At 61.5% G+C, this 21,524-nt stretch carries 20 protein-coding genes; 2 read left to right on the forward strand and 18 right to left on the reverse strand.

Translation table 11 applies throughout. The annotated features are described in order from the left end of the window. The first annotated feature begins 2 nt into the window (after positions 1–2). Positions 3–935, forward strand: a complete 933-nt coding sequence (locus tag HMPREF2792_RS08735; RefSeq protein ID WP_070532931.1) for a glucose-6-phosphate dehydrogenase assembly protein OpcA — start codon at positions 3–5, stop codon at positions 933–935. A gap of 71 nt (positions 936–1,006) precedes the next feature. Beyond that, a complete protein-coding gene (pgl, locus tag HMPREF2792_RS08740) occupies positions 1,007–1,768 on the forward strand; it encodes a 6-phosphogluconolactonase (RefSeq protein ID WP_070524285.1) in 762 nt (253 codons plus the stop codon). 108 nt (positions 1,769–1,876) lie between these two features. On the opposite strand, the gene secG is transcribed toward pgl, so the two are convergent. The 18 genes from secG to HMPREF2792_RS08830 form a co-directional block, all read right to left on the reverse strand. Beyond that, a complete protein-coding gene (gene secG, locus HMPREF2792_RS08745) occupies positions 1,877–2,110 on the reverse strand; it encodes a preprotein translocase subunit SecG (protein WP_070524288.1) in 234 nt (77 codons plus the stop codon). 186 nt (positions 2,111–2,296) lie between these two features. Further along, complete coding sequence (gene tpiA / locus HMPREF2792_RS13320) at positions 2,297–3,076, reverse strand: triose-phosphate isomerase (protein WP_070532934.1); 780 nt, start codon at positions 3,074–3,076, stop codon at positions 2,297–2,299. 42 nt (positions 3,077–3,118) lie between these two features. After that, positions 3,119–4,336: a phosphoglycerate kinase gene (pgk, locus tag HMPREF2792_RS13325; protein WP_070524292.1), complete on the reverse strand. Its 1,218-nt coding sequence runs from the start codon at positions 4,334–4,336 to the stop codon at positions 3,119–3,121. Between the two features lie 237 nt (positions 4,337–4,573). Next, positions 4,574–5,581 (reverse strand): type I glyceraldehyde-3-phosphate dehydrogenase, encoded by a 1,008-nt coding sequence (gap, locus tag HMPREF2792_RS08760; protein ID WP_070532937.1) that lies wholly within the window; start codon positions 5,579–5,581, stop codon positions 4,574–4,576. Positions 5,582–6,062: 481 nt separating this feature from the next. Further along, entirely contained in the window at positions 6,063–7,052 is a 990-nt protein-coding gene (gene whiA, locus HMPREF2792_RS08765) for a DNA-binding protein WhiA (RefSeq protein WP_070532940.1), read from the reverse strand. A gap of 165 nt (positions 7,053–7,217) precedes the next feature. Next, complete coding sequence (gene yvcK, locus HMPREF2792_RS08770) at positions 7,218–8,216, reverse strand: gluconeogenesis factor YvcK family protein (RefSeq protein WP_070532943.1); 999 nt, start codon at positions 8,214–8,216, stop codon at positions 7,218–7,220. A 76-nt stretch (positions 8,217–8,292) separates the two neighbouring features. Further along, positions 8,293–9,174: an RNase adapter RapZ gene (gene rapZ / locus HMPREF2792_RS08775; RefSeq protein ID WP_070532947.1), complete on the reverse strand. Its 882-nt coding sequence runs from the start codon at positions 9,172–9,174 to the stop codon at positions 8,293–8,295. 38 nt (positions 9,175–9,212) lie between these two features. After that, positions 9,213–11,267, reverse strand: a complete 2,055-nt coding sequence (uvrC, locus tag HMPREF2792_RS08780; protein ID WP_070532950.1) for an excinuclease ABC subunit UvrC — start codon at positions 11,265–11,267, stop codon at positions 9,213–9,215. After that, positions 11,267–11,890, reverse strand: coding sequence for a PH domain-containing protein (locus HMPREF2792_RS08785; protein WP_070532952.1), 624 nt, complete (start codon positions 11,888–11,890; stop codon positions 11,267–11,269). The genes uvrC and HMPREF2792_RS08785 overlap by 1 nt, the downstream gene beginning before the upstream one ends. An 83-nt stretch (positions 11,891–11,973) precedes the next feature. Continuing rightward, entirely contained in the window at positions 11,974–12,456 is a 483-nt protein-coding gene (ribH, locus tag HMPREF2792_RS08790; protein WP_070524305.1) for a 6,7-dimethyl-8-ribityllumazine synthase, read from the reverse strand. A 42-nt stretch (positions 12,457–12,498) separates the two neighbouring features. Further along, positions 12,499–13,761 carry a bifunctional 3,4-dihydroxy-2-butanone-4-phosphate synthase/GTP cyclohydrolase II gene (locus HMPREF2792_RS08795; RefSeq protein ID WP_070532954.1) on the reverse strand — a complete coding sequence of 421 codons (1,263 nt, stop codon included), beginning with the start codon at positions 13,759–13,761 and terminating at the stop codon, positions 12,499–12,501. An 11-nt stretch (positions 13,762–13,772) separates the two neighbouring features. Next, entirely contained in the window at positions 13,773–14,411 is a 639-nt protein-coding gene (locus HMPREF2792_RS08800) for a riboflavin synthase (RefSeq protein ID WP_070532956.1), read from the reverse strand. Between the two features lie 18 nt (positions 14,412–14,429). Then, positions 14,430–15,449 carry a bifunctional diaminohydroxyphosphoribosylaminopyrimidine deaminase/5-amino-6-(5-phosphoribosylamino)uracil reductase RibD gene (ribD, locus tag HMPREF2792_RS08805; RefSeq protein ID WP_083306425.1) on the reverse strand — a complete coding sequence of 340 codons (1,020 nt, stop codon included), beginning with the start codon at positions 15,447–15,449 and terminating at the stop codon, positions 14,430–14,432. After that, positions 15,446–16,123 (reverse strand): ribulose-phosphate 3-epimerase, encoded by a 678-nt coding sequence (gene rpe, locus HMPREF2792_RS08810; RefSeq protein ID WP_070532958.1) that lies wholly within the window; start codon positions 16,121–16,123, stop codon positions 15,446–15,448. Before rpe ends, ribD begins: the two co-directional genes overlap by 4 nt. Before the next feature lie 28 nt (positions 16,124–16,151). Further along, positions 16,152–17,726, reverse strand: a complete 1,575-nt coding sequence (locus tag HMPREF2792_RS08815) for an RsmB/NOP family class I SAM-dependent RNA methyltransferase (protein ID WP_070532960.1) — start codon at positions 17,724–17,726, stop codon at positions 16,152–16,154. Beyond that, positions 17,723–18,721: a methionyl-tRNA formyltransferase gene (gene fmt, locus HMPREF2792_RS08820; RefSeq protein ID WP_070532962.1), complete on the reverse strand. Its 999-nt coding sequence runs from the start codon at positions 18,719–18,721 to the stop codon at positions 17,723–17,725. The genes HMPREF2792_RS08815 and fmt overlap by 4 nt, the downstream gene beginning before the upstream one ends. Positions 18,722–18,809: 88 nt before the next feature. Continuing rightward, positions 18,810–19,319: a peptide deformylase gene (def, locus tag HMPREF2792_RS08825; protein ID WP_070532964.1), complete on the reverse strand. Its 510-nt coding sequence runs from the start codon at positions 19,317–19,319 to the stop codon at positions 18,810–18,812. 152 nt (positions 19,320–19,471) lie between these two features. Then, complete coding sequence (locus HMPREF2792_RS08830; RefSeq protein WP_070532967.1) at positions 19,472–21,514, reverse strand: primosomal protein N'; 2,043 nt, start codon at positions 21,512–21,514, stop codon at positions 19,472–19,474. Positions 21,515–21,524: the final 10 nt, after the last annotated feature.

Consider the following 21,524-nt stretch of genomic DNA (forward strand, 5'->3'; position numbering starts at 1 on the left):
TAATGATTATCCCCTTGCCCGATACGACTACGCGCAAGATCTCCAAGAAGCTCGTGGAGATGCAGGAGCATTACACGCTCACGACAGGCCGCGTCCTCACCCTCATCGTCATGACTGAGGAAGGCGATGACCTAGACAACCTTCTCGCCTCGGTTCGTGATGCCTCCCACGAGCACCCTTCTCGCGTCATCGTGATTGCCACGGGTTCCTTGGAGGAAGAGACGCGGCTCGACGCCGAACTGCGCGTGGGCGGCGAAGCGGGCGCTTCCGAAATCGTCGTGATGCACCTGCACGGCGCGCTAGCGGACCAAGCGGAGTCCGTGGTTACTCCCCTTCTCCTTCCCGATACCCCAATCGTGGCATGGTGGCCCACCGCGTGCCCACCGTCACCAGCCGCGGTGCCCATCGGCGCACTCGCCCAACGCCGCATTACGAACGTGGCTTTCGGCAGCGGCGTTGACCAGTATGACCTGCACGTGTTGTCTTCGGGCTACACGCCTGGTGATTCCGACATGTCGTGGGGCGCTATTACCCTGTGGCGTGGCATCGTAGCCTCGGCGCTTGACCGTCACCCCCATGAGCCGGTCATTTCCGTCGAAATTTCTGGTGCTGAGCACCACGCTGCAGTCGACTTTGCAGCTGGCTGGCTTCTCGACGCCCTCTCCGTCCCCGTCACCCGCACCGTCTCGGACTGCACCGCGGGTCCTTTCCCGATCTCCTCGGTAGTCTTCCGCCGCCCCACTGCAGATGTCAGCGTGACCGTTGTCGATTCCGAGACGGTCAGGGTCAGCGTTCCCGGCTCCCCAGAGTCCCTCGTAAGCCTCACCGTACGTTCCGAAGCGGAAGTACTCTCAGAGGAACTCCGCCACCTCGACGCAGATAAGACATACGCCCATTCTCTCCGCGCTTTAGCTCGAGTGGACTACAGTGTGTAGTCGTAAACTTTTCTTTTTCACCTAGACCCCTAGACCCCTAGACACAGCATTCACAAGGATCTTTCTGCACTATGGTCACGCTTCGCCGCGTTAGCGACATCGATGAGCTCATATCCTCCGCCGCACTCGCCTTTATTGAGACGGTTGCGGCGGTTCAAGCCCCGGGCGGAGGCCTTCACAAAGACGGAGTAGCCCGCGTAGTCCTCACCGGTGGCGGTGCAGGCATTGGTGTCTTGCGCGAATTGGCTCGCCTTGCTCACGCCGCCCAGCAGCAAGGAACCGACTTCCCTGCCCTCTCGGTGGACTGGACGCGAGTCCATGTCTTCTTCGGCGACGAGCGCAACGTGCCGGTCAGTGATCCTGATTCCAACGAGGGCCAAGCCCGCGAAGCACTCCTGAGCCAGGTCGCCGTTCCCGAGCGCCATATCCACGGCTATGACTTGGGCGCCGTGTCCATGGAACACGCCGCCCAGGCTTACGAAGGCGAGATTCGTGAATTCGCACCTGAGGGTTTTGATCTGCATCTCCTCGGCATGGGACACGAAGGCCATATCAATTCCCTCTTCCCGCATTCGGAGGCAGTCTACGAGGACTCGGACTATGCATTCGCTGTCCACGATTCCCCGAAGCCGCCTTCGGAGCGTGTCACGCTAACCTATCCCGCGATCAACCGCTCCCAGCGCATTTGGTTCCTTGTCTCCGGAGAAGAAAAAGCCGAGGCGGTATCACACCTTGTTGCTGGCGCTGCCGCAGAAGACTGGCCGGCCGCTGGCGCCCAGGGAGCGGAAGAGACCCTGCTTTTCGTGAGCGAAGACGCCGCGCAGAAGCTCTAACAACGCGTGCGCCCGGGCCGAGAAAACCTATAACGCCGCGTGTCCCCCTCGACGTGAGGAGGCACGCGGCGTTAATCGTGTCCGGAGCCGGAGGCTCGTCAGCGGCCTTTAGCTATAAGCCTGCAGCAGGTTCAGGGCTACGATGCAGGCGAGCCAGATGACCACCATGACCACGGTATAGCGGTCGAGGTTCTTTTCCACCACGGTGGAACCAGACAGGTTGGACTGTACGCCGCCGCCAAAGAGGCTGGACAGGCCGCCGCCCTTACCTTTGTGCAGCAGCACGAAGATAGACATCAAGATTGCGGCAATCACGAGGATGATTTCCAGTGCCAAGATCATGAAATAGTTCCTTGTTGTACGCGTTCAAACGGTTAGTGTGGCGCGTGAAGGTGTGCATCACTTTCACGCTGGAAAAGGGGCGCCAGCGAACGGGCGCAATAAACCTTGATGATACACCACGTGGCGGGCCAGAAACCATTCCGACCCGCCACGACAGAGTGGTGCAGATGCGATCAGCTGGAAGAACTAAGCGCCCTGTGCAGCGTTAGCCGCCAACTTGGCAAACTCCTCGCCCTTCAGGGATGCACCGCCGACGAGGCCGCCGTCTACATCAGGCTTGCCCACGATCTCTGCGATGGAGTCGACCTTGACGGAACCACCGTAGAGAATGCGGATGCCTTCGGCCACTTCATCGCCACCCAGCTCGCGAATGAGCTCACGGATAGCGGCGCACACTTCCTGTGCGTCATCAGCGGAGGCAACCTTGCCGGTGCCGATTGCCCACACGGGCTCGTATGCGATGACGGTCTTGGCAAGATCCTCTGCGGCAAGCCCCTGCAGGGAGTTGCGCGTCTGGGTGACCACGTAGTCGACGTGGGTGCCAGCCTCGCGCACGTTGAGGGGTTCGCCGACGCACACAATCGGGCTGATTCCGTTAGCCAGTGCCGCTGCAGCCTTTTCCGCAACGAGCTGGTCGGTCTCGCCATGGTACTGACGGCGCTCGGAGTGGCCTACGACTGCCCACGAGCAGCCCAAGGCGGACAGCATCTTGCCGGATACTTCACCGGTGTAGGCGCCAGACTCGTGCTTGGAAATATCCTGTGCGCCATAGGTGAACTGGAGGTCGTCGCCGTCGACAAGCGTTTGCACAGTGCGGATATCAGTGAACGGGACCATGAAGGCCACGTCGACCTTTTCGTAGTAGTCCTTCGGCAGGGAGAAGGCGAACTTCTGCAGGGAGCTGATGGCTTCCTTGTGGTCGAGGTTCATCTTCCAGTTACCAGCAATTAGCGGGGTACGTGCCATGATTAGCCTTTCTAGATCAGACTGTGTTGACGGTGTATATGACTAGGATTCCAGGACCTTAACGCCCGGCAGCTCCTTGCCCTCCAGGAACTCCAAGGAAGCGCCGCCGCCCGTGGAAATGTGGGAGAAGCCTTCTTCGTCGAGGCCGAGGAGGCGGACGGAGGCTGCGGAGTCGCCACCGCCAACGACGGTGAAGGAGCCGTTCTTCGCGGTGGCGTCGATGATGGACTGAGCGACACCTGCGGTGCCCTTGGAGAAGGCCTCCATCTCGAACACGCCCATCGGGCCGTTCCAGAAGACGGTCTTGGAGGAAGCGATGACCTCGTCGAACTTCTTTACAGACTCCGGTCCAATATCGAGGGACATCCAGCCCTCCGGAATTCCGTCGAGTGCAACGACCTTGTTCTCTGCGTCAGCGTTGAACTCGGTTGCAGCAACGAGGTCGACCGGCAGGACGATCTTGTCGCCGAAGCGCTCGAGCAGCTCCTTGCAGTTGTCGATCTGGTCTTCTTGCAGCAGGGAATTCTGAACGTTGTAGCCCTTTGCAGCCAGGAGCGTGTAGCACATGCCGCCGCCGATGATGACCTTGTCGGCCTTGCCAGCAAGGGCTTCGATCACACCGAGCTTGTCGGAAACCTTAGCGCCGCCGAGTACGACAACATACGGGTGCTCAGGCTTCTCAGCCACTGCTGCGAGGGTCTCCACTTCCTTCTGAACCAGCTTGCCGGCGTAGGCAGGCAGGCGCTTGGCGACGTCATACACCGAAGCCTGTGCGCGGTGGACGACGCCAAAGCCATCAGAAACGAAGGCGCCATTATCCGCAGCGAGTGCAACGAGCTCATCGGCAAAGGCCCCACGCTCGGCCTCGTCCTTGGAGGTTTCGCGAGGATCGAAGCGAACATTCTCGAGCAGCAGGACATCGCCATCATTGAGGCCGTTGGCGCGCTCATGGGCATCCTCACCGCTGACGTCGCCGGCCAGGGCAACGTACTGGCCCAGGGCCTCAGACAGTGCCTCAGCAACCGGTGCCAGGGAGTACTTCGGGTTGACCTCGCCCTTCGGGCGACCCAGATGCGCGGACAGGATGACCTTGGCTCCGCCTTCGATCAATGCCTTGATAGTCGGCAACGAGGCGGTGATACGGCCAGAGTCGGTGATGTTTCCCTCGTCATCGAGCGGAACGTTGAAGTCCGAACGAACAAGGATGTGACGGCCGGAAACGCCTTCTGCGAGCAAGTCGTCCACAGTCTTGAAAGCCATAGTGTTCTCCTTAAAGGTAGGTATTCAAGCTAAAGGTTAATGCTATTCAATTAGAAAGTGTGGTGAACGCCTAGCACGGCGGGTTCGGGGCGCCGTGTGCGTTCTGGATAGACGAATAACGGCCCAGCGCACGCCACGTAATCATGAGGCGTGGCGCATGGGCCGGTTTTCTAACCTGTGGTGCTACCGCAGGCAATCACAGCTTGGTTCACTGTGCTCATTCTAAGAATCGAGTCCTTAGAGCTTGGAGGCAACCAAGGAGGTGGTGCGGACGAGCTGGTTGGTGTAGCCCCACTCGTTGTCGTACCAGCCGAGTACCTTGACCAGGTTGCCGTTGGAGACCTTGGTCATGCCGGCATCGAAGATGCAGCCGTGCGGGTCGGTGATGATGTCAGTGGAGACAATCGGGTCCTCGGTGTAGCCCAGGGTCTCACCGAATTCGCCGGTAGCAGCTTCCTTGATGGCAGCGTTGATCTCCTCGGCGGTAACCTCGCGGGAAGCCTCGAAGGTCAGGTCGGTGGCGGAACCGGTGATGGTCGGAACGCGCATTGCGTAGCCGTCCAGCTTGCCCTCGAGCTCCGGCAGAACCAGAGCGACAGCCTTAGCAGCGCCGGTGGAGGTCGGAACCATGTTCACGGCGGCGGCGCGGGCGCGGCGCAGGTCGCGGTGCGGAGCATCCTGCAGGCGCTGGTCACCGGTGTAGGAGTGAACGGTGGTCATGAGGCCCTTCTCAATGCCGAACTTGTCGTTGAGGACCTTTGCCATCGGAGCCAGGCAGTTGGTGGTGCAGGAAGCAGCGGAGATGACGTTGTGCTTATCAGCATCGTACTTGTCGGAGTTGACGCCGTAGACGAAGGTGCCGTCAACGTTCTTGCCCGGTGCGGAGATGATGACCTTCTTGGCACCGGCCTCGATGTGAGCCTTGGCAGCCTCACCGTCGGTGAAGAAGCCGGTGGACTCGATGACGATGTCAACGTTGTGCTCAGACCACTTCAGGTTCTTCGGGTCACGCTCTGCGGAGACAGCGATGCGGTGACCGTTGACGGTGATGGACTCCTCGTCGTGCTCGATGGTGCCGTCGAAGCGGCCCAGCACGGAGTCGTACTTAAGCAGGTTGGCAAGAGTGCCGTTGTCAGTCAGGTCATTGACGGCTACGACCTCGAGGTCGGTGTTGCCCTGTGCAACTGCACGGAAGAAGTTACGGCCGATACGGCCAAATCCGTTGATACCTACGCGAATGGTCACTGTAATGTCTCCTCAAATAATCGAGTGAAGTTCTGTTGTGGGGCTTCCGAGACTCTGTCTTTAACGGCAGTGCGGTAAACCGCTTCCGCGGAACCGTTGCTCTGCCACTTCCGTGACGTGCTCGGTGGTTTTCCCAACACGGCCGATAGTACCGACCCATTGTGCTTCCCGCAGTGAGCATGTGAGCTCCTGTTGCAAGCTCTCACATGACGGCACAAAGAGGCGTACACTGTTAAGGCTTCTATCGGGGATGGTGGGGGACCAAAGTTCAGACACCTGCGGTAATGCCCGATTATGTGGGATTGTGTTGGGTGTCGGAATTGTAGGGTGGGATATCTCACTTAACCGGAAAAGAGCGGGTTAACCCAAAACAGTACGGGCACCCAAACCGTGAAAAATGCCCCAGACGAGCCTTTCAGTGCCCGAACGGGCACTCACGACTCTGTCTGGGGCAAGGATTGGAGACTACGACGTTTGGATTCTAGGACTCCTCAAAGAGATCCTCAGTCACCGCTTTCGTCGTATCCGGTACACCAAGTTCCTTGGCGCGTTTATCCGCCATGGACAATAGGCGGCGAATACGTCCAGCCACCGCGTCCTTGGTCATCGGCGGATCTGCCAAACGCCCGAGTTCTTCCAAGGAGGCTTCGCGGTGCTGCACACGTAGGCGGCCAGCATCAGCCAAGTGCTCCGGCACGTCATCACCCAAGATCACCATGGCACGCTCGACGCGGGCCGCAGCGGTTACTGCCGCTCGAGCGGAACGGCGCAAGTTGGCATCGTCAAAGTTGTCGAGGCGGCGGGAGGTGTCGTGAGCCTCTCGCTGGATGCGCTTCTTTTCCCACGTCAGGCGAGTCTCCTGAGCGCCCATACGGGTCAGCAACGCGCCAATGGCGTCGCCATCGCGCACCACGACGCGGTCGGCGCCGCGTGTTTCCTTGGTCTTCGCCACCACGCCCAAACGGCGCGCGCAGCCCACGAGGGCGAGAGCCGCCTCCTGGCACGGACACGTCACCTCGAGCGCTGAAGAGCGGCCCGGCTCTGTCAATGATCCTTGAGCCAAGAAGGCTCCACGCCACGCCGCTTCATTATCAGCAACAGAACCTGAAATGACCTGCGGTGGCAGGCCCACCACGGGGTGTCCGGAACGAGTTACCAAACCCAGCCGCCTCGTAAGCTCCTTGGCCCCAGAGGTGATTCGCACTTGCACTCTACTCTTCTTAGAGGATGCAGCGGGACCCGCCACATGGGTGCTCGCCGCGATTGAGTACAGCTCATCGAGCGCAGTGACCAAACGATTGGCCACGCTCTGGGATTCCAATTCGACCTCGTACCTCACTCGATCCCCGGTGGTGTGGAGGTCACCGGCAAACCTGAGAATTGCGGCAACCTCCGCCGCACGAGCGGACTGGCGCGGTACGGACACCGCCGTAAGCTCTTCCTTGACCTGCTCGGTCAACGACGCAGACACCTCGTGCCTCCCCTTTCGACTCTTGACACAGTGCACCGCGAACGTCGGCAGTAGCGCAGTACGACGCAACCTGACCTCACTCTGGAAGGCACGCAACGCGTCGCGCCGCGCTTGTGCGCTATGACGTAGCAGTGAACAATGAATGCCCCATAGTCTATCGTGCGCCTAGCCCCGATGAGTGCCCGGGGCACCCGCCGTCGCCCCACGTTCGGCAGCGTACTCGGAATACAGTTCGGTGAGAACTTGCGCTAGCTTGTCTGGACAGTGTTTGTTCAGCGAGTTCCCGTCAGCGTCCGTCTGACAGACATCCCGAAATACTGCGCTGGCGCCGAGCACACTAGCAGCGCGCTGCACAAAGACTCGCTCCGATTCATTGGGGAGACCGGTGCCGTCGACGATGACTTTGTCGACCCGCAGGTTTGGCGCATGCTGCGCTAGCACGTGCAGGTGGCGCTCCGCAGAAAACCCCTGGGTCTCCCCTGGTTCGGCGGAAAGATTGAGCACCACCACGCGAAGGGCATCCGACGACGTTATAGCGTTGACGATGTCTGGAACGAGAACGTGCGGGAGCACGGAGCTAAACCACGAGCCGGGGCCCAAGGTGATCAAATCCGCGTCGTGCAGCGCAGCGATCGTTTCCGGGTTAGCTTCCGGCTTCTCCGGGATGATGCGCACGCGGCGCACCTGCCCCACAGTTGAGGCAACGGCCACCTGGCCGCGCACGGAGCGCATGATACGGGGGTCGTCGTCAAGCCCGGAAACATCCGCCTCAATCTCGAGCGGTAGATTTACGGCCGGCAGCACCCGTCCGGCCGACTCCGTCAAACGCGCAACGGCATCGAGCGCCGCCTGGAAGTCCCCCAACACCTCGTTGAGACCGGCGATAAGGAGATTGCCCACAGCGTGCCCGGCCATGGCACCAGTGCTCTGGAATCGATGCTGCAAAGTAGAAGCCCACAGCTGCCCTTCGTCCGAATCGCTCGACAGAGCGGCAAGGGCCATGCGCAAATCACCAGGCGGGATTATATCCATCTCACGGCGTAAGCGGCCGGAGGAACCGCCATCATCGGCCACGGTGACGATGGCGGAGATTGTCTCTGCGCCCGTACGGCGTGCGGCCAGCAGAGTTTGATACAGCCCATGGCCGCCGCCCAGGCTAGCCATGTGGATAGGGAGAGTCGTCACGGGAACACTAGCTTTCAACTATTCAGGTAGGGAATGAATATGTATCGTATCGCACCTAATCGCGAGAAATATCTCGGTGCAACGTGCTCACATCGAGCTCACCGCGTTCCCTGAGGCGGCGGGCAATTTCTTCCGTAACGGCCACGGAGCGATGGTGTCCACCGGTACAACCGATACCCACGGTGATGAAGTTCTTCCCCTCATGGCGGTAGCCGGTGAGCATCGAGTCAAACATGGTGATGAACCGCTCGATAAAGGGCTCAGCCGCCTCTTGAGACAAGACATAATCTGCAACCGGCTCGTCGGTGCCACGGTACCCCCGCAGCTCAGGTACCCAATAGGGATTGGGAAGAAAGCGAACATCAACGACAAGGTCCGCGTCACGCGGGGAGCCATGCTTGAAGCCGAAGGACTCAAGCGTGACGTGTTGCTTCTCATGACCCATTTCGCCGAAGGATGCTTCGATAGCGCGCCGCAGATCATGGACGGACAGGTTGGTCGTATCGATGATGATGTCCGCGCGCTCGCGAATTGATTGCACCGCTGCGCGCTCTCGTTGGATGCCTGCTTTGAGGGTTTCACCCTCCTGCATCGGGTGGGTACGCCGCACCGAATCGAAGCGACGGATGAGCACATCATCGCGCGCATCGAGGAAGAGCAGGGTGGGCTTCATATCCAGCTTTTCGAGTTCCTCCAAGGTTTCCGCTAAAGAACCCGGAAACATTCGGGAACGTACATCGGTCACCGCGGCAATCTTTGTCACCGGGGAATCGGGCCGAGCGCACAGCCTCAGTAGGTCGACGATAGACTTCGGCGGAATGTTGTGGGCTACGTAATAGCCCTTATCCTCCAGCACTTTAGCCGCCGACGTCAGGCCACCGCCTGACATGCCCGTGATCAAAATGGGTGGGGAGTCTAACAGCGTCATGACTTCCATTCTTACCATCTGTTCACGAGGCAAGGAGGGAATCCTGCTTAGGAATCCTGGAGATGCTCAAATACCGTCTGCGCCAGCTTCGGGCCAAACCCCTTCACCGCAGCAATCTCCTCCACGCTGGCCTCTTTGAGCTTCTTCACTGAGCCGAAGTGCTTCACCAGATCGGTGCGCCGCTGCGGCCCCAATCCCGGTACCGCATCGAGTACGGACGAGCGCATCCGCTTCGACCGCTGCTGTCGGTGGTACGTAATAGCTACGCGGTGCGCCTCATCGCGGAGGTGCTGAAGAAGAAATAGCGCCTGCGAATTACGCGGCAGAATCACCGGCTCATCATCGCCCGGGACCCACACTTCTTCCAGGCGCTTGGCCAGGCCGATGAGTGTCACATCGACGATGCCGAGCTCGTCGAAGACCGCCTGCGCCGCCGCCACCTGCGGTGCGCCACCGTCGACGATGAACAATTGCGGCGGGTAGGAGCTGCGTTTGGTCTGGCTCGCAGCCTCCTCGCGGACCATTTCTTCAGCGAAGGTGGTGTTCTCCAGCTCCTCGTCCGGAACCGCTCGTTTGTCCTCGTGGTGGTGCTTGAAGCGGCGCCGAGTCACCTCAGCGATAGACCCCACGTCGTTGGAGCGGCCATCGCCCGCCGCCTCCTTGATGCGGTAGCGGCGGTAATCGGACTTGCGCGGTAGCCCATCCTCGAAAACCACCAGGGAGGCCACGACATCGGTGCCCTGAATGTGCGAGATATCCGTGCACTCGATGCGCAGCGGCGCGGAATCCATGTCTAACGCTTCCTGCAGCTCCTGCAGGGCTGCGGATCGGGCAGTAAGGTCTCCGACTCGCTTGAGTTTGTGCTGCCGCAGCTGCTCCTTCGCATTGCGCTCGACGGTCTCCATCAAGGCACGCTTGTCACCGCGTTGCGGAACCCGCAAGTCAATCTGCGCGCCCCGCAGGTCCTCCAGAACTATCTTCACCTCATCGGCTTCGTCCGGCAGCGTTTGGACCAAGATCTCACGAGGGATGGCGTTTCCCCGATGAACCGCGGTATGGGATTCCTGGTCTACTCCCCTGCGCTCCAGCTTGGCGTCTTCCGCGGCCTCCTGGCGCTGGCGCTCCACGGCATCCGAATAGAACTGGATTAAGAAATTCTGGATGAGCGCCGGAAGCCCCGGATCAGGCTGTCCTTCCTCGATTGGCTCCGTGATGGCTTGGTCACCGGAGCGTTCCACCACCCAGCCTCGCTGGCCGCGGATGCGCCCCGCGCGCACGTGAAAGATCTGAACTGCTGCCTCCAACTCGTCGGAGCTAAACGCGATGAGGTCGGCGTCGGTGCCGTCGGAAAGCACCACAGCCTGTTGCTCCATGAGCTTGTCAATCGCGCCGAGATCGTCGCGCAGGCGGGCAGCCAGCTCGAACTCGAGGTTCTCTGAGGCTTCCTCCATTCGCTGGGTTAGTCGCTTGCGCACAGGACCAGTATTGCCGTTCATGAAGCTCAGCAGCTGGTTCACCGTCTCACGGTGTTCCTCGGCGCTCACCCTGCCAATGCAGGGGGCATCGCATTTTCCGATATACCCCAACAAACAAGGCCGCCCCAAGCGCTCATGGCGGTTGAATACCCCTTTGGCACACGTGCGCATAGGGAAAATTCGCGTCAGCAGGTCAAGCGATTCACGCACTGCCCAGGCGTGGGAATAGGGGCCAAAGTAGCGCACACCTTTACGGCGTGGGCCGCGGTAGAAAAACGCTCGCGGGATGGTCTCCCCCACAGATACCGCAAGCATCGGATACGTTTTGTCATCGCGGTACATGACGTTGAAGCGTGGATCGAAGCGCTTAATCCACGTGTACTCCAGCTGCAGCGCTTCCACCTCGCTGGCCACCACGGTCCATTCCACCGAAGCCGCAGTGAGGACCATTTGGCGGGTCCGCGGGTGCAGTTGCGTGATGTCTTGAAAATAGTTCGATAGCCGCGCCCGCAAATTCTTTGCTTTGCCCACATAGATGACGCGGCGATTGTCATCGCGGAACTTATAAACGCCCGGATCCGTGGGGATGCTTCCGGGCGCAGGGCGGTACTCAGAGGGATCAGCCACTAGTCATCCTGCGGCATGTAGCGGGCTTCCAAGTCACGGAAAGAGCGGACCTTGGTGATAATGTCCTGCTTATCGCCCGATTGCAGGGCCCACACCGGAACATATTCAAAGTCAGGAAGTTCGATGCGTGCCATGCGCGAGCCTTCGGGAAAGGACAGGCCATAGATGACCTGCCACGGGTAGAAGCGGGTTCCCACAATGTTGCGGATCTCTACGCCATCGGAGTTCGCGCGCAGCCGCGGACGCGTCAGCGCCAACCAAGACAGGATGGAGATAATCACGCCGACGCCGGGGAAGGCAAACTTATCAATCGTTGTCACAGTCGCGCCGGTAAAGGACAAGCCAACCGTGAAGCCCATAAACAGGTGCGCTGCCATCACAAGGATGATCCAGATGATTGCCACCTTGCGCAGGTAGGGCGAGGTTGTCTCATACTCCCAGGGCTTGGATGAAGTCTGGGCGAAGGGATCGGCGCTGGTATAAGCCCGCACCTGCTCATCGCTCACGCTCGAGGAACCCCCAGACGCAGCGGGCGCCCCCGGCTGCGAGGATTGGGAGGCCTTGCCAGCGCGGGCTGACCGCGCACGCTCTTCGTGCGCCGAAGGCACCTGTGGATCCGTCATCGAGTTTCCTTCTCCTCATCACTCCGCTAAGAAAGGCCACGGGCCTGCGCGGTATGCAGATCGCCGTGGTTGCGCTTGGCAGCCTACTTTAGGGTCGACTCGTTCAGTGTACGCAACGTATGCACGGTTTCTAAAGCTGCATGCATAGCCTCCGCGCCTTTATCTTCTGAAGAGTTCTCAAATCCGGCGCGATCGACAGCTTGCTCATAGTCGTTCACCGTCAGGACACCATTTCCCACGGGCGTCGACTCGTCGAGAGCAATCCGCGTCAACCCCTGAGTGACCGAATCACACACGTAGTCAAAGTGCGGAGTGCCGCCGCGGACGACACAGCCCAGCGCCACGACAGCATCGTGGGTGCGCGCTGCAGCCTGGACCACGACGGGCAGCTCTAGGGCGCCGACGACGCGCAACGGAGTGACCTCAGCGCCAGCGGCCTCGGCGGTCTCAAGCGCGCGGCGGTGTAGCTGATCGCAGATCTCGGCGTTCCACGTGGCGGTGACTACGGCGACGCGCAGTCCCTCTCCCGAGACATTGTTCGGGGTTGGCAGGCCTTCCTTGCTCACGGTGTGCTCCTTTGTTTTGTTCCAGTGTTTGGTCTTAATGCTCTAGGAGTGTTTGAGATCCCATTCGGCCACCTGTGGCAGGTCGTGGCCCATCCTGTCGCGCTTCGTGCGCAGATAGCTAATGTTTTCCGCCGTGGCAGGTGTAGCCAGACCGGTGCGGGCGGTGGCGTCAATGCCGAAGCCCTGTAGCCCTTCACCCTTGTGAGGGTTGTTGGTCAAGAGGTTGACGGATTTCACGCCCACATCGCGTAGGATTTGCCCGGCAACGGAGTACTCGCGGGCGTCTTCAGGCAGCCCCTGTTCCACGTTGGCGTCGACGGTGTCCATCCCGTCATCTTGCAAGCGATAGGCCTTGAGCTTGTTCACCAAGCCAATGCCACGCCCTTCCTGCCCGCGCAGGTAGATGACAATGCCACGCCCGGCCGCTTGGACCGCGCGGAGGGATTCCTGCAGCTGCGGGCCGCAGTCGCAGCGCTCAGATGCGAAGACATCACCGGTCAGGCACTCAGAGTGCACGCGGACAGGTACGTCTTCCGCACCGGAATAGCTCTCCACGTCACCGACGAAGAGGGCAATGTGCTCGCGCTTGTCGACGCCATTCACATAGCCCACCGCGCGAAACTCGCCGTACTCGGTGGGCAGGCGGGTTTCTACCTCGCGGTGAACCTGTTGCTCATTGTGGCGGCGCCATTCGATGAGCTGCTCGATGGAGATCATCGTGAGCCCATGGGCGTCGGCAAAGCGGCGCAGCTCCGGCGAGCGAGCCATATCCGTGGGGTCTTTTTCGGAAACGATCTCACAGAGCACGCCGGCCGGGCGGAGCCCCGCCAACCGTGCCAGATCGATCGCGGCTTCCGTGTGGCCATCACGCTCGAGCACACCATTCGGGCGGGCAGCCAGCGGGACGACATGGCCCGGGCGCGTAAACTGCGACGGCTCGGAGGAGGGATCAGCCAACTTGCGGATGGTCTCACAGCGCGAGGTAGCGGAGATGCCAGTGGAGCCATTAGCCAGGTCCACGGTGACGGTGTAGGCGGTCTGCCGCACGTCCTGGTTAACCGCCATCATCGGGGGCAAGTTCAGGCGCTTGCAGTCCTCTGGGAGCAAAGGTGCACAAATATATCCGGAGCTATAACGCACCATGAAAGCCACGAGTTCCGGGGTGGCGAGCTCGGCGGCGAAGATGAGATCACCTTCGTTTTCCCGATCTTCATTGTCCACGACGACGACGGCCTTGCCGGCCGCGATGTCGGCGATGGCTTGCTCGACGCTATCTAAACTAAATGCTGAATCTGCAGCGCTCATAAGGACTAACTCTATCCCTCTGCGCCCGCGGCGTGGGCGTTAGGGTGAACCATTTTCTCAACATACTTTGCAACCACGTCTACCTCGAGGTTTACGCGGGCGCCGGGCGCCATCGCACCAAACACGGTATCGCGCAATGTGGTGGGAATGAGAGAGACCTCAAAAAAGCCATCCGCGCCAGGTTTATCTTCATCCGCCGACACCGCGGACACCGTCAGGGACGTTCCTTGGACGGCGATGGATCCCTTCTCCACGACGTATCGGGCGAGCTCCCGCGGCAGGCTAAAACGCAACACCTCCCAGTGCTCCGAGGGGGTACGGGAAAGCAGCGTGCCGGTGCCGTCGACATGGCCCTGCACGATGTGGCCACCCAAACGAGTCGTTGGGAGCACCGCCCGCTCGAGGTTGACCGGCGATCCCACCTCGAGTTCGCCGAGGGAGCTGCGGTTCAAGGATTCCTTCATAACGTCTGCGATGAAGGTTCCTTCTCCCAGCTCGGCTACTGTCAGGCAGACGCCGTTGACAGCGATGGAATCACCCAACTGCGCATCTCTCAGCACGGTGGATGCCGCGATGCCCAAACGGACTGCATCGCCCTGCGGTTCCACGCTATCGACGTGCCCGATTTCTTCTACGAGTCCGGTAAACATAGTCCGTACTCCCCTTTCCTACTTCTCGTTCTTCCGGTATTCCACGAGCAGGTCGGCGCCAAGCTCGGTAACCGCTGCGCGCTGCCACCTCGGAGCCAGCGCCAAGTTCGAGGCCACAGCCCGAGTGAGTACTCCTCTGCCCTGGCCAAGGATGACGTTGCCGATGTATGCCTGAATGCAATCCACGCTGCCCAGTTCCATAAAGCTCGTCGCGAGTCCAGCGCCGCCTTCGACGAGAATGTCGCGCGCGCCGGTGGCGTATAGCTCGGCTAGCGCCTCCTGCGGGGTGGCATAGTGCTCGAAACCTAGCTTTGCCAGATTACTGCCTTGCTCCACGTCCCGGGAGCCGATGACGACGCGCCGCGGCTGCGTTTTACGCAAGGAGCCGTCCGGGTAACGTGCCGTCAACGACGGGTTATCTGCCAGCGCGGTGCCCGTGCCGATGAGGATGGCATCCCTTTGTGCCCGGTCGCGGTGCACATGCTCGCGAGCCTGCTCCCCGGTAATCCATTGGCTGCTGCCATCCACTGCAGCGGTGAACCCGTCGAGGCTTTGGGCAAACTTGAGCGTAACGTGCGGCCTGCCCAAACGCACCGCACCCAACCACCCGGCGAGTGCATCGCTCACGTCTTCCGGCGCCTCAATCTGCCCCACGGTAATGCCGGCGCCGCGCAATGTGGCCGCGCCGCCGCCGGCCTCCGGGGTGGGGTCTGGGTGGAGGAAGTAAACGGCGGCCACAGAGGCATCGATTAGCGCCTGCGCACAGGGCCCTGTACGTCCGGTGTGGTTACAGGGTTCCAAGGTCACGACCGCGGTGCCGCCGCGCGCCTTGTCGCCCGCATCGCGTAACGCCATGACTTCGGCATGCGGACCGCCCGGAGGCTGGGTTGCGCCGACACCGGCGACGCGGCCGGCGGCATCAAGTACGACCGCTCCTACAGGCGGGTTTGGGCTCGTCGTGCCGCGCACCTTATCGCCGGCCTCCATGGCCACACGCAGCGCCCGCGTGAGAACCGCTGAGTCTAGGTGTGGGATCACAGCGTCGCCAAGCTACGCAGCTCGTCGACGGCCGCTGTCTTGTCTGCTTGTTTGTAGATGGCGGAACCTGCGACGAAAGCATCGCAGCCCGCCTCGGCGGCGGAGCGAATCGTTTCAGCGGAAATGCCACCGTCAATCTCGATGAGGACGTCCAGACCGCGCTCGTCGATGGCCGCGCGCAAGGCGCGCACCTTGTCCAGCTGATCCGGCATGAAGCTCTGACCGCCAAAGCCCGGCTCAACTGACATAACGAGCACTTCGTCGAAGTGCTCGAGGGCGTCCAGCCAAGGCTCGATCGGCGTGCCAGGCTTAATGGAAAAGCCCGCGCGTACACCTAAATCCTGGATTGTGCGCGCCAGGGCGATGGCCGCGTCCTTGTCGGCAACGGCCTCGACGTGGAAGATGATGCAATCGGCGCCGGCCTTGGCGTAGGTTTCTACCCACTTCTCGGGTTCCTCAATCATGAGGTGAACGTCCAGCGTCTGGGGTGTAATCCCGTCCACCGTCGCGGTGATATCCGGGCCAAAAGACAGGTTCGGGACGAAGTGTCCATCCATGATGTCAACGTGGATCCAATCCGCGTTGGCCACGGCGCGGACCTCTTCGCCCAAACGGGTGAAGTCGGCGGCCAAGATGGACGGGGAAATAATGGGACCAGACGAGAGTGCAGACATGACCTTCAGCCTAGTCCCTCTCGCAGCCTCAGTCCGCTACTCGGCGCAAGACCGCGAAAAACATCGCATCGGTGCCATGGCGGTGCGGCCACATCTGCGCGGACAGCTCGGCGCCAAGGTCCCCCATCTCCGGCAGCACGTCGCGCGTATTTAGTTCTTCGATGTGAATCGCTGCTCCCTCTGCGTGCCGCTGCACGGCGGCATCCACGATGCCCCTGGTCTCACGCAGATCCGGCGAGCAAGTCGAGTACACCACGACGCCACCTGGGCGCACCAGCTCCAACGCGGATTCCAGGAGCTCGGTTTGCAGCTGGTTAAGCTCCGCAATATCCGATTCGGCTTTGCGCCAGCGAGCTTCCGGGCGCCGGCGGAGCGCGCCTAGGCCGGAGCAGGGGGCGTCGACCAGCACGCGGTCGAAGCCTGGTTTCAGTCCTGGTGCTCGGCCGTCCGCTTGGTGCACGCGCACAGGCAGGTCCCCCACCGTCTTTTCCACCAAGGTGGCGCGATGCGGGGAGACTTCAACGGCATCGACTGTCGCGCCCTCAATTCGGGCGATGGCCCCCATAAGGGCGGCCTTGCCACCAGGTCCGGCGCACAGATCCAGCCAGCGTCCAGTGTCTTCACCACTGAGCTCGGCTTCCGTTACCGCGCGGGCAATGAGCTGCGAACCTTCGTCCTGGACCGCCGCTAGCCGTTGGCGAACCGGCTCTAGCGAACCAGGATCCCCGTGCTCAAGGTAGACCGCATAGGGAGAATAGCGACCTTCCTCGCAACCGGTGATCAGGGCGAGTTCTTCGGCGGAAATCTCACCGGGGCGCGCTACCAAGTGCACAACGGGGCGTTGGGAGTCCGCCTCGAGTGCGCGCTCCAGCTCAAGCGACTGATCGGCGCTGAGCACACCAGCGCCATCGGATTCCAACACACCCAAGGCACGGCCGAAGGAGCAGGCAATCCACTCCGGATGGGCATGGCGGAAGGCCAAAGCAGCCACCTGGCCTTGGGGAGCAAGCTGATCCAACCACGCTTGCGCCGGTGTACGGGTGATGGTGCGCATGATGCCGTTGGCAAAACCTTTAGCCTTGTCCTGGCCAGCTGCCTCTACGAGGCGCACGGTAGTATCGACCGCCGCGTGTGCCTCAACGCGGGTATAGAGCACCTGGTAGGTTCCCATTCGCAGGGCGGTGAGCACGTCGGGGGCGATAGCGTCGAGGCCACGAGAGGAGCACTCGGCGATGACGGCATCGAGCACGCCTTCGGTCCGCAGCGTGCCGTAGGTTAACTCGGTGGCGAAGGCAGCATCGCGGCCACTGAGGTTATTGGCACGTACGGCTTTCGGCAGCGTGAGGTTGGCAAAGGCATCGTCTGCATCCACGCGTTGCAATACTTCGAAAGCCACCGCGCGTGGACGATCCACCCCGCAGCGCTGCGCGGCAGAAACCACCGAGGTCGACGGCGCTGGGCGCCGTGTATCGTGACGCTGACCGCCGCGACGCTCCCTGTTGCCCTTGGCAGTGCGTTTCGCACCGCCGCGTTGCTGCTTCCCACGCGGCGCGCGGTCTGCAGGATCGCCTGACTTGCTGCGGGATCTAAAACCTCCGCTCATGAGAACTTCACCTCATCCTCGCCGCCTTCTACTGACTGCGAAGACTGGTGCGCAAGCCCGCGGCCCCAGTCGGCGGCATTCATCATCTTCTTGCCTGGCGGTTGAATCTTTCCCAAACGAACCGGGGTGCTGCCAGTACCGACCATCACTTCCTTCTTGGCCACGTGGACTTCACCCGGTTGCAATGCGGAAAGCGCGGAATGTTCATTAAGGTCCTCAAGTTCTGTGGGTGGCACAGGTTCTACTGGACCGAGCTTTAAGCGTGACTGCCCCAGCAGGGTCCAAGCACCCGGCCCTGGGGTATGCGCGCGAATGTGGCGATCAACGGCCTCGGCGGGCGCAGTCCAGTCGATGCGGGCATCGTCGGTAGAGATCTTGTGCGCGTAAGAGGCTTCACCTACCTGCGGCTGCGGCGCGATGCTGCCGTCTTCCAACCCATCCATGGTCCGCACGAGGAGGTCGCCACCGGCATAGGCCAGCCGCGTCAATAGGTCATCCGCGGTATCGGTGTCTTGGATGTCCTCGTCGATCGTGGCGAGGATGTCCCCAGTGTCCAGGCCTTGGTCGATGCGGAAGGTCGTAGCACCAGTGCGAGAATCCCCAGCCGCAATGGCTGCTTGCACCGGTGCCGCGCCACGCCACGCCGGGAGCAGGGAGAAGTGAAGGTTCACCCAACCGTGCGTCGGAAGGCTCAGCAAGTCCTCGGTGATCAGGTTTCCGTAGGCAACCACGGGGATAGCCTCGGGAGCAATGTCTGCTAGTCGTGCACGCAGGGCATCACCGTCCTCGGTGCCAGGCTTAAGTGTGGTCGGCGTGAGCACCTCGATACCGTGCTTTTCCGCCAGTGCCTTCACCGGACTTGGATGAACGGTGCGGCCACGGCCCCGGCGGGCATCAGGCCGAGTAATGACTGCGGCCACCTCATGGGGTGAGTCAATGAGCTTCTCCAAAGCCACAACTGCGGGCTCCGGTGTTCCGGCAAAAACAATACGCACTGCTAGAGCATGCCTTTCTCGTGTGAGAGTTTCTAAATCTAATGTTCAAAAATGAATCTGCTGTACTGCTGATTAAGCAGGGCTACGGCTATGTGTTGAACCACTCCGATTGGCGGATGGTTTTCATAGAGTCCTTCCGCAATTCATCGCTCAGACGCTGCAAGAACAAGAGCCCGTCCAAGTGGTCCGTCTCGTGTTGGATACAACGCGCCATCAGCCCAGAGGCAAGCATGGATATCGGGCGGCCGTGTGGGTCGAATCCGCGCAGACGTACGGTAGAAAAGCGCTCAGTGGGCTGCGAAATGCCGGGAATGGACAAGCAACCTTCGGTCCCCAACTGCATGTCCTGGCCCACCGCTTCCCATACCGGGTTAATGACGGCACCGCGCAAACCATGCTGATAATGCGAGCAATCGAAGACAAAGATGCGCTTGGTCACACCGATCTGGTTGGCCGCTAAACCTACTCCCCCTGCGGCTTCCATTGTCTCCAGCATGTCCTGAGCCAAGCGTTCCAATGATGGCCCGAACTCGGTGATTTCCTCAGCTCTGGTGGTGAGGACCGGGTCGCCGTAGAGACGAACCTCTCGCACGGTCATAGTGGTACTCCTCGTGGTTGACGGTGTGGCACGTCGTGCGGGGGTTGTCGGCCTTGGCATTCCTTGCCTGCCCAGGGCCCTCCGCGCTCCTGCACCGAGAATAGTTCACCTTCCGCGGGAGGCGCTCGACAGGGGTGGAAAGGAGCGCAGCGTTAACCGATGTTTATCGGATCCACGGCGATACGCAGAGGCAAAACATCCTTGCGAGCGCTGCGCAAGGAATTGGCTGTGCGCAAGGCCTGGCCCAGCAGGGACCTCGGGCCCAGCGGGGTTCGAATTAGCAGACGCTGTGGTTCGCCGCCGCGCTCATGATCGTATTCACCCGGCAAGCTCACGCCAGGCGGCAACGGTACGGGTCCGAGAAGCTCCGCATGCTCCGGCAACTCCGCTAGCTCCAGGAAGGCGTCGAGGGAGGCGTCGGCCCCGTCGATCGCCGCCATATGCACCGCGGGCGGAAAGCGAACCTCGCGGCGCGCCTGCAACTCGGCCGCCGCAGCGCCTACCATGTCCCACCGGCGAAAGAAATCCACCAGCGGCAGTTGTTCGTCAGCAGCGACTATGACCGCACCTCCCTCTTTGGCTGGTGCTACGAGGGTGGCCGCCGCGGCCCATGTGGCCAACGTGTCCTCCGTGGCGCGCAGATCCTGGCGGCCTAGCAACGCCCCGGTTTCCACTAGAAGCGCAGCCCCGTACATCCCGCCTTTCGCCACGCGCGGCTCCGCGCCGGGTGTAGCGATGACGAGCGCCGGCGCGTCTGGGATTTCATCTACGACCGTGGGCCCACCGGATTGAATCACGCGTGTATTGGGAAAGGCCCGGCCCATCTCCTCCGCAGTGCGCTCGGAGCCCAACACGATGGCACGCAACCGCGGTGAGCCGCACTCCGGACAGCGGTAATGCGCGTCAACGCGCCCGCACCACCGGCACGTGGGCAGCGCCGCAGAATCGGTCGACTCGTGCTTCGAACCGCGAGCGGAAGGCAGGCCTAAGGGACCGTTGCAATGACGACACCGCGCAGGAGATGCGCACTGCCCGCAGGCGAGGATTGGGGCGTAGCCCTTGCGCGGGACTTGAACAAGGACGGGCTCGCCGCGGTCGAGGGCTGCCCGCGTGGCTTGGAAGGCAGGGCCGCTTACCGACGTCGTGCCTCCCCGCATATGGCGGGCCACGTTGACGCCATACGCACCCACCGCAACGATCTCGGGGAGCCTATCTTCCAGTGTGTTCACGGCGGGGAGAAGATCGTGGGCCCACCCCGATTCAACGAGCAGTTGGGCTTCCGCGGTGCGGGCGTGGCCGGCGAGGATGAGGCTGCAACCTTCCTGCGCGGAGCGTGTGCTCAGCACTTCCCTGGAGTGAACATAGGGCTTGAGGTTGTCAACCAGGCTATCGTCGCCATCGTTGAGCAGGACGGCCAATTGGAGGCCCTTGACCGGGGCGAAGGCGGCGGAGCGAGTTCCGATGACGATTCGAGCTTGACCCGTCAACGCCGATAGATAGCGGCGATAGCGCGCCTGGGGGCCGGTGCTGTGCGCGAGCACCGTGATTTGTTTGGCAGAGACGTAGCGGCGAAAGGCCTCCTCGAGCTGATCCAGGTCCTTCTGGTCCGGTACGACCATGAGCACGCCGCCGCCTTGGAGCGCCACACTGGTGCCCAGCGCTGCCAGCGCGCTTGCCCAATCCTCCCCCGGCGCTATCTGCCATGCTGCTCGCGCAATATGGCCCGACAGCACCGAGTCCACGAAGGACTCACCATGCTGGTACCCGGACCACGCAGAGAGATCCGGATGCTCCGCTGTACCTAATTCTTCCCACGGTGTATCGACATCCGCTTCCTCAGCCTTGGCATGACGCGCCGGGATGGCGGCGCGGATGATATCAGAGCGCACGCCGCCATAACGGGCTGCAAGGGATTCGATGAGCGCCGACATTTCCGGCGAGTACACCGCAAAGGGGGAAATAACGCGATCGATATAGCGAAGCGATCCAGCGAAGTCGGAATCGCTGGCGCGGGAGAGCAGGATGGCGTCGACCAGTCGACCATTGAAGCGAATGCGCACGCGTACGCCTGGCTGGGCGGCCTGCGAATCCGATTCATCGATGAGGTAGTCGAATTCGCGGTCCAGGTGCGCTACCCCCAACAAAGGCAACACCCGCGCGACCGGTTGCTGGGCGGCGGGTGTCTTCTTGGGCATAGCGCCCGAT

It is taken from the genome of Corynebacterium sp. HMSC068H04, from assembly GCF_001811255.1.
Lineage (GTDB): Bacteria > Actinomycetota > Actinomycetes > Mycobacteriales > Mycobacteriaceae > Corynebacterium > Corynebacterium hesseae.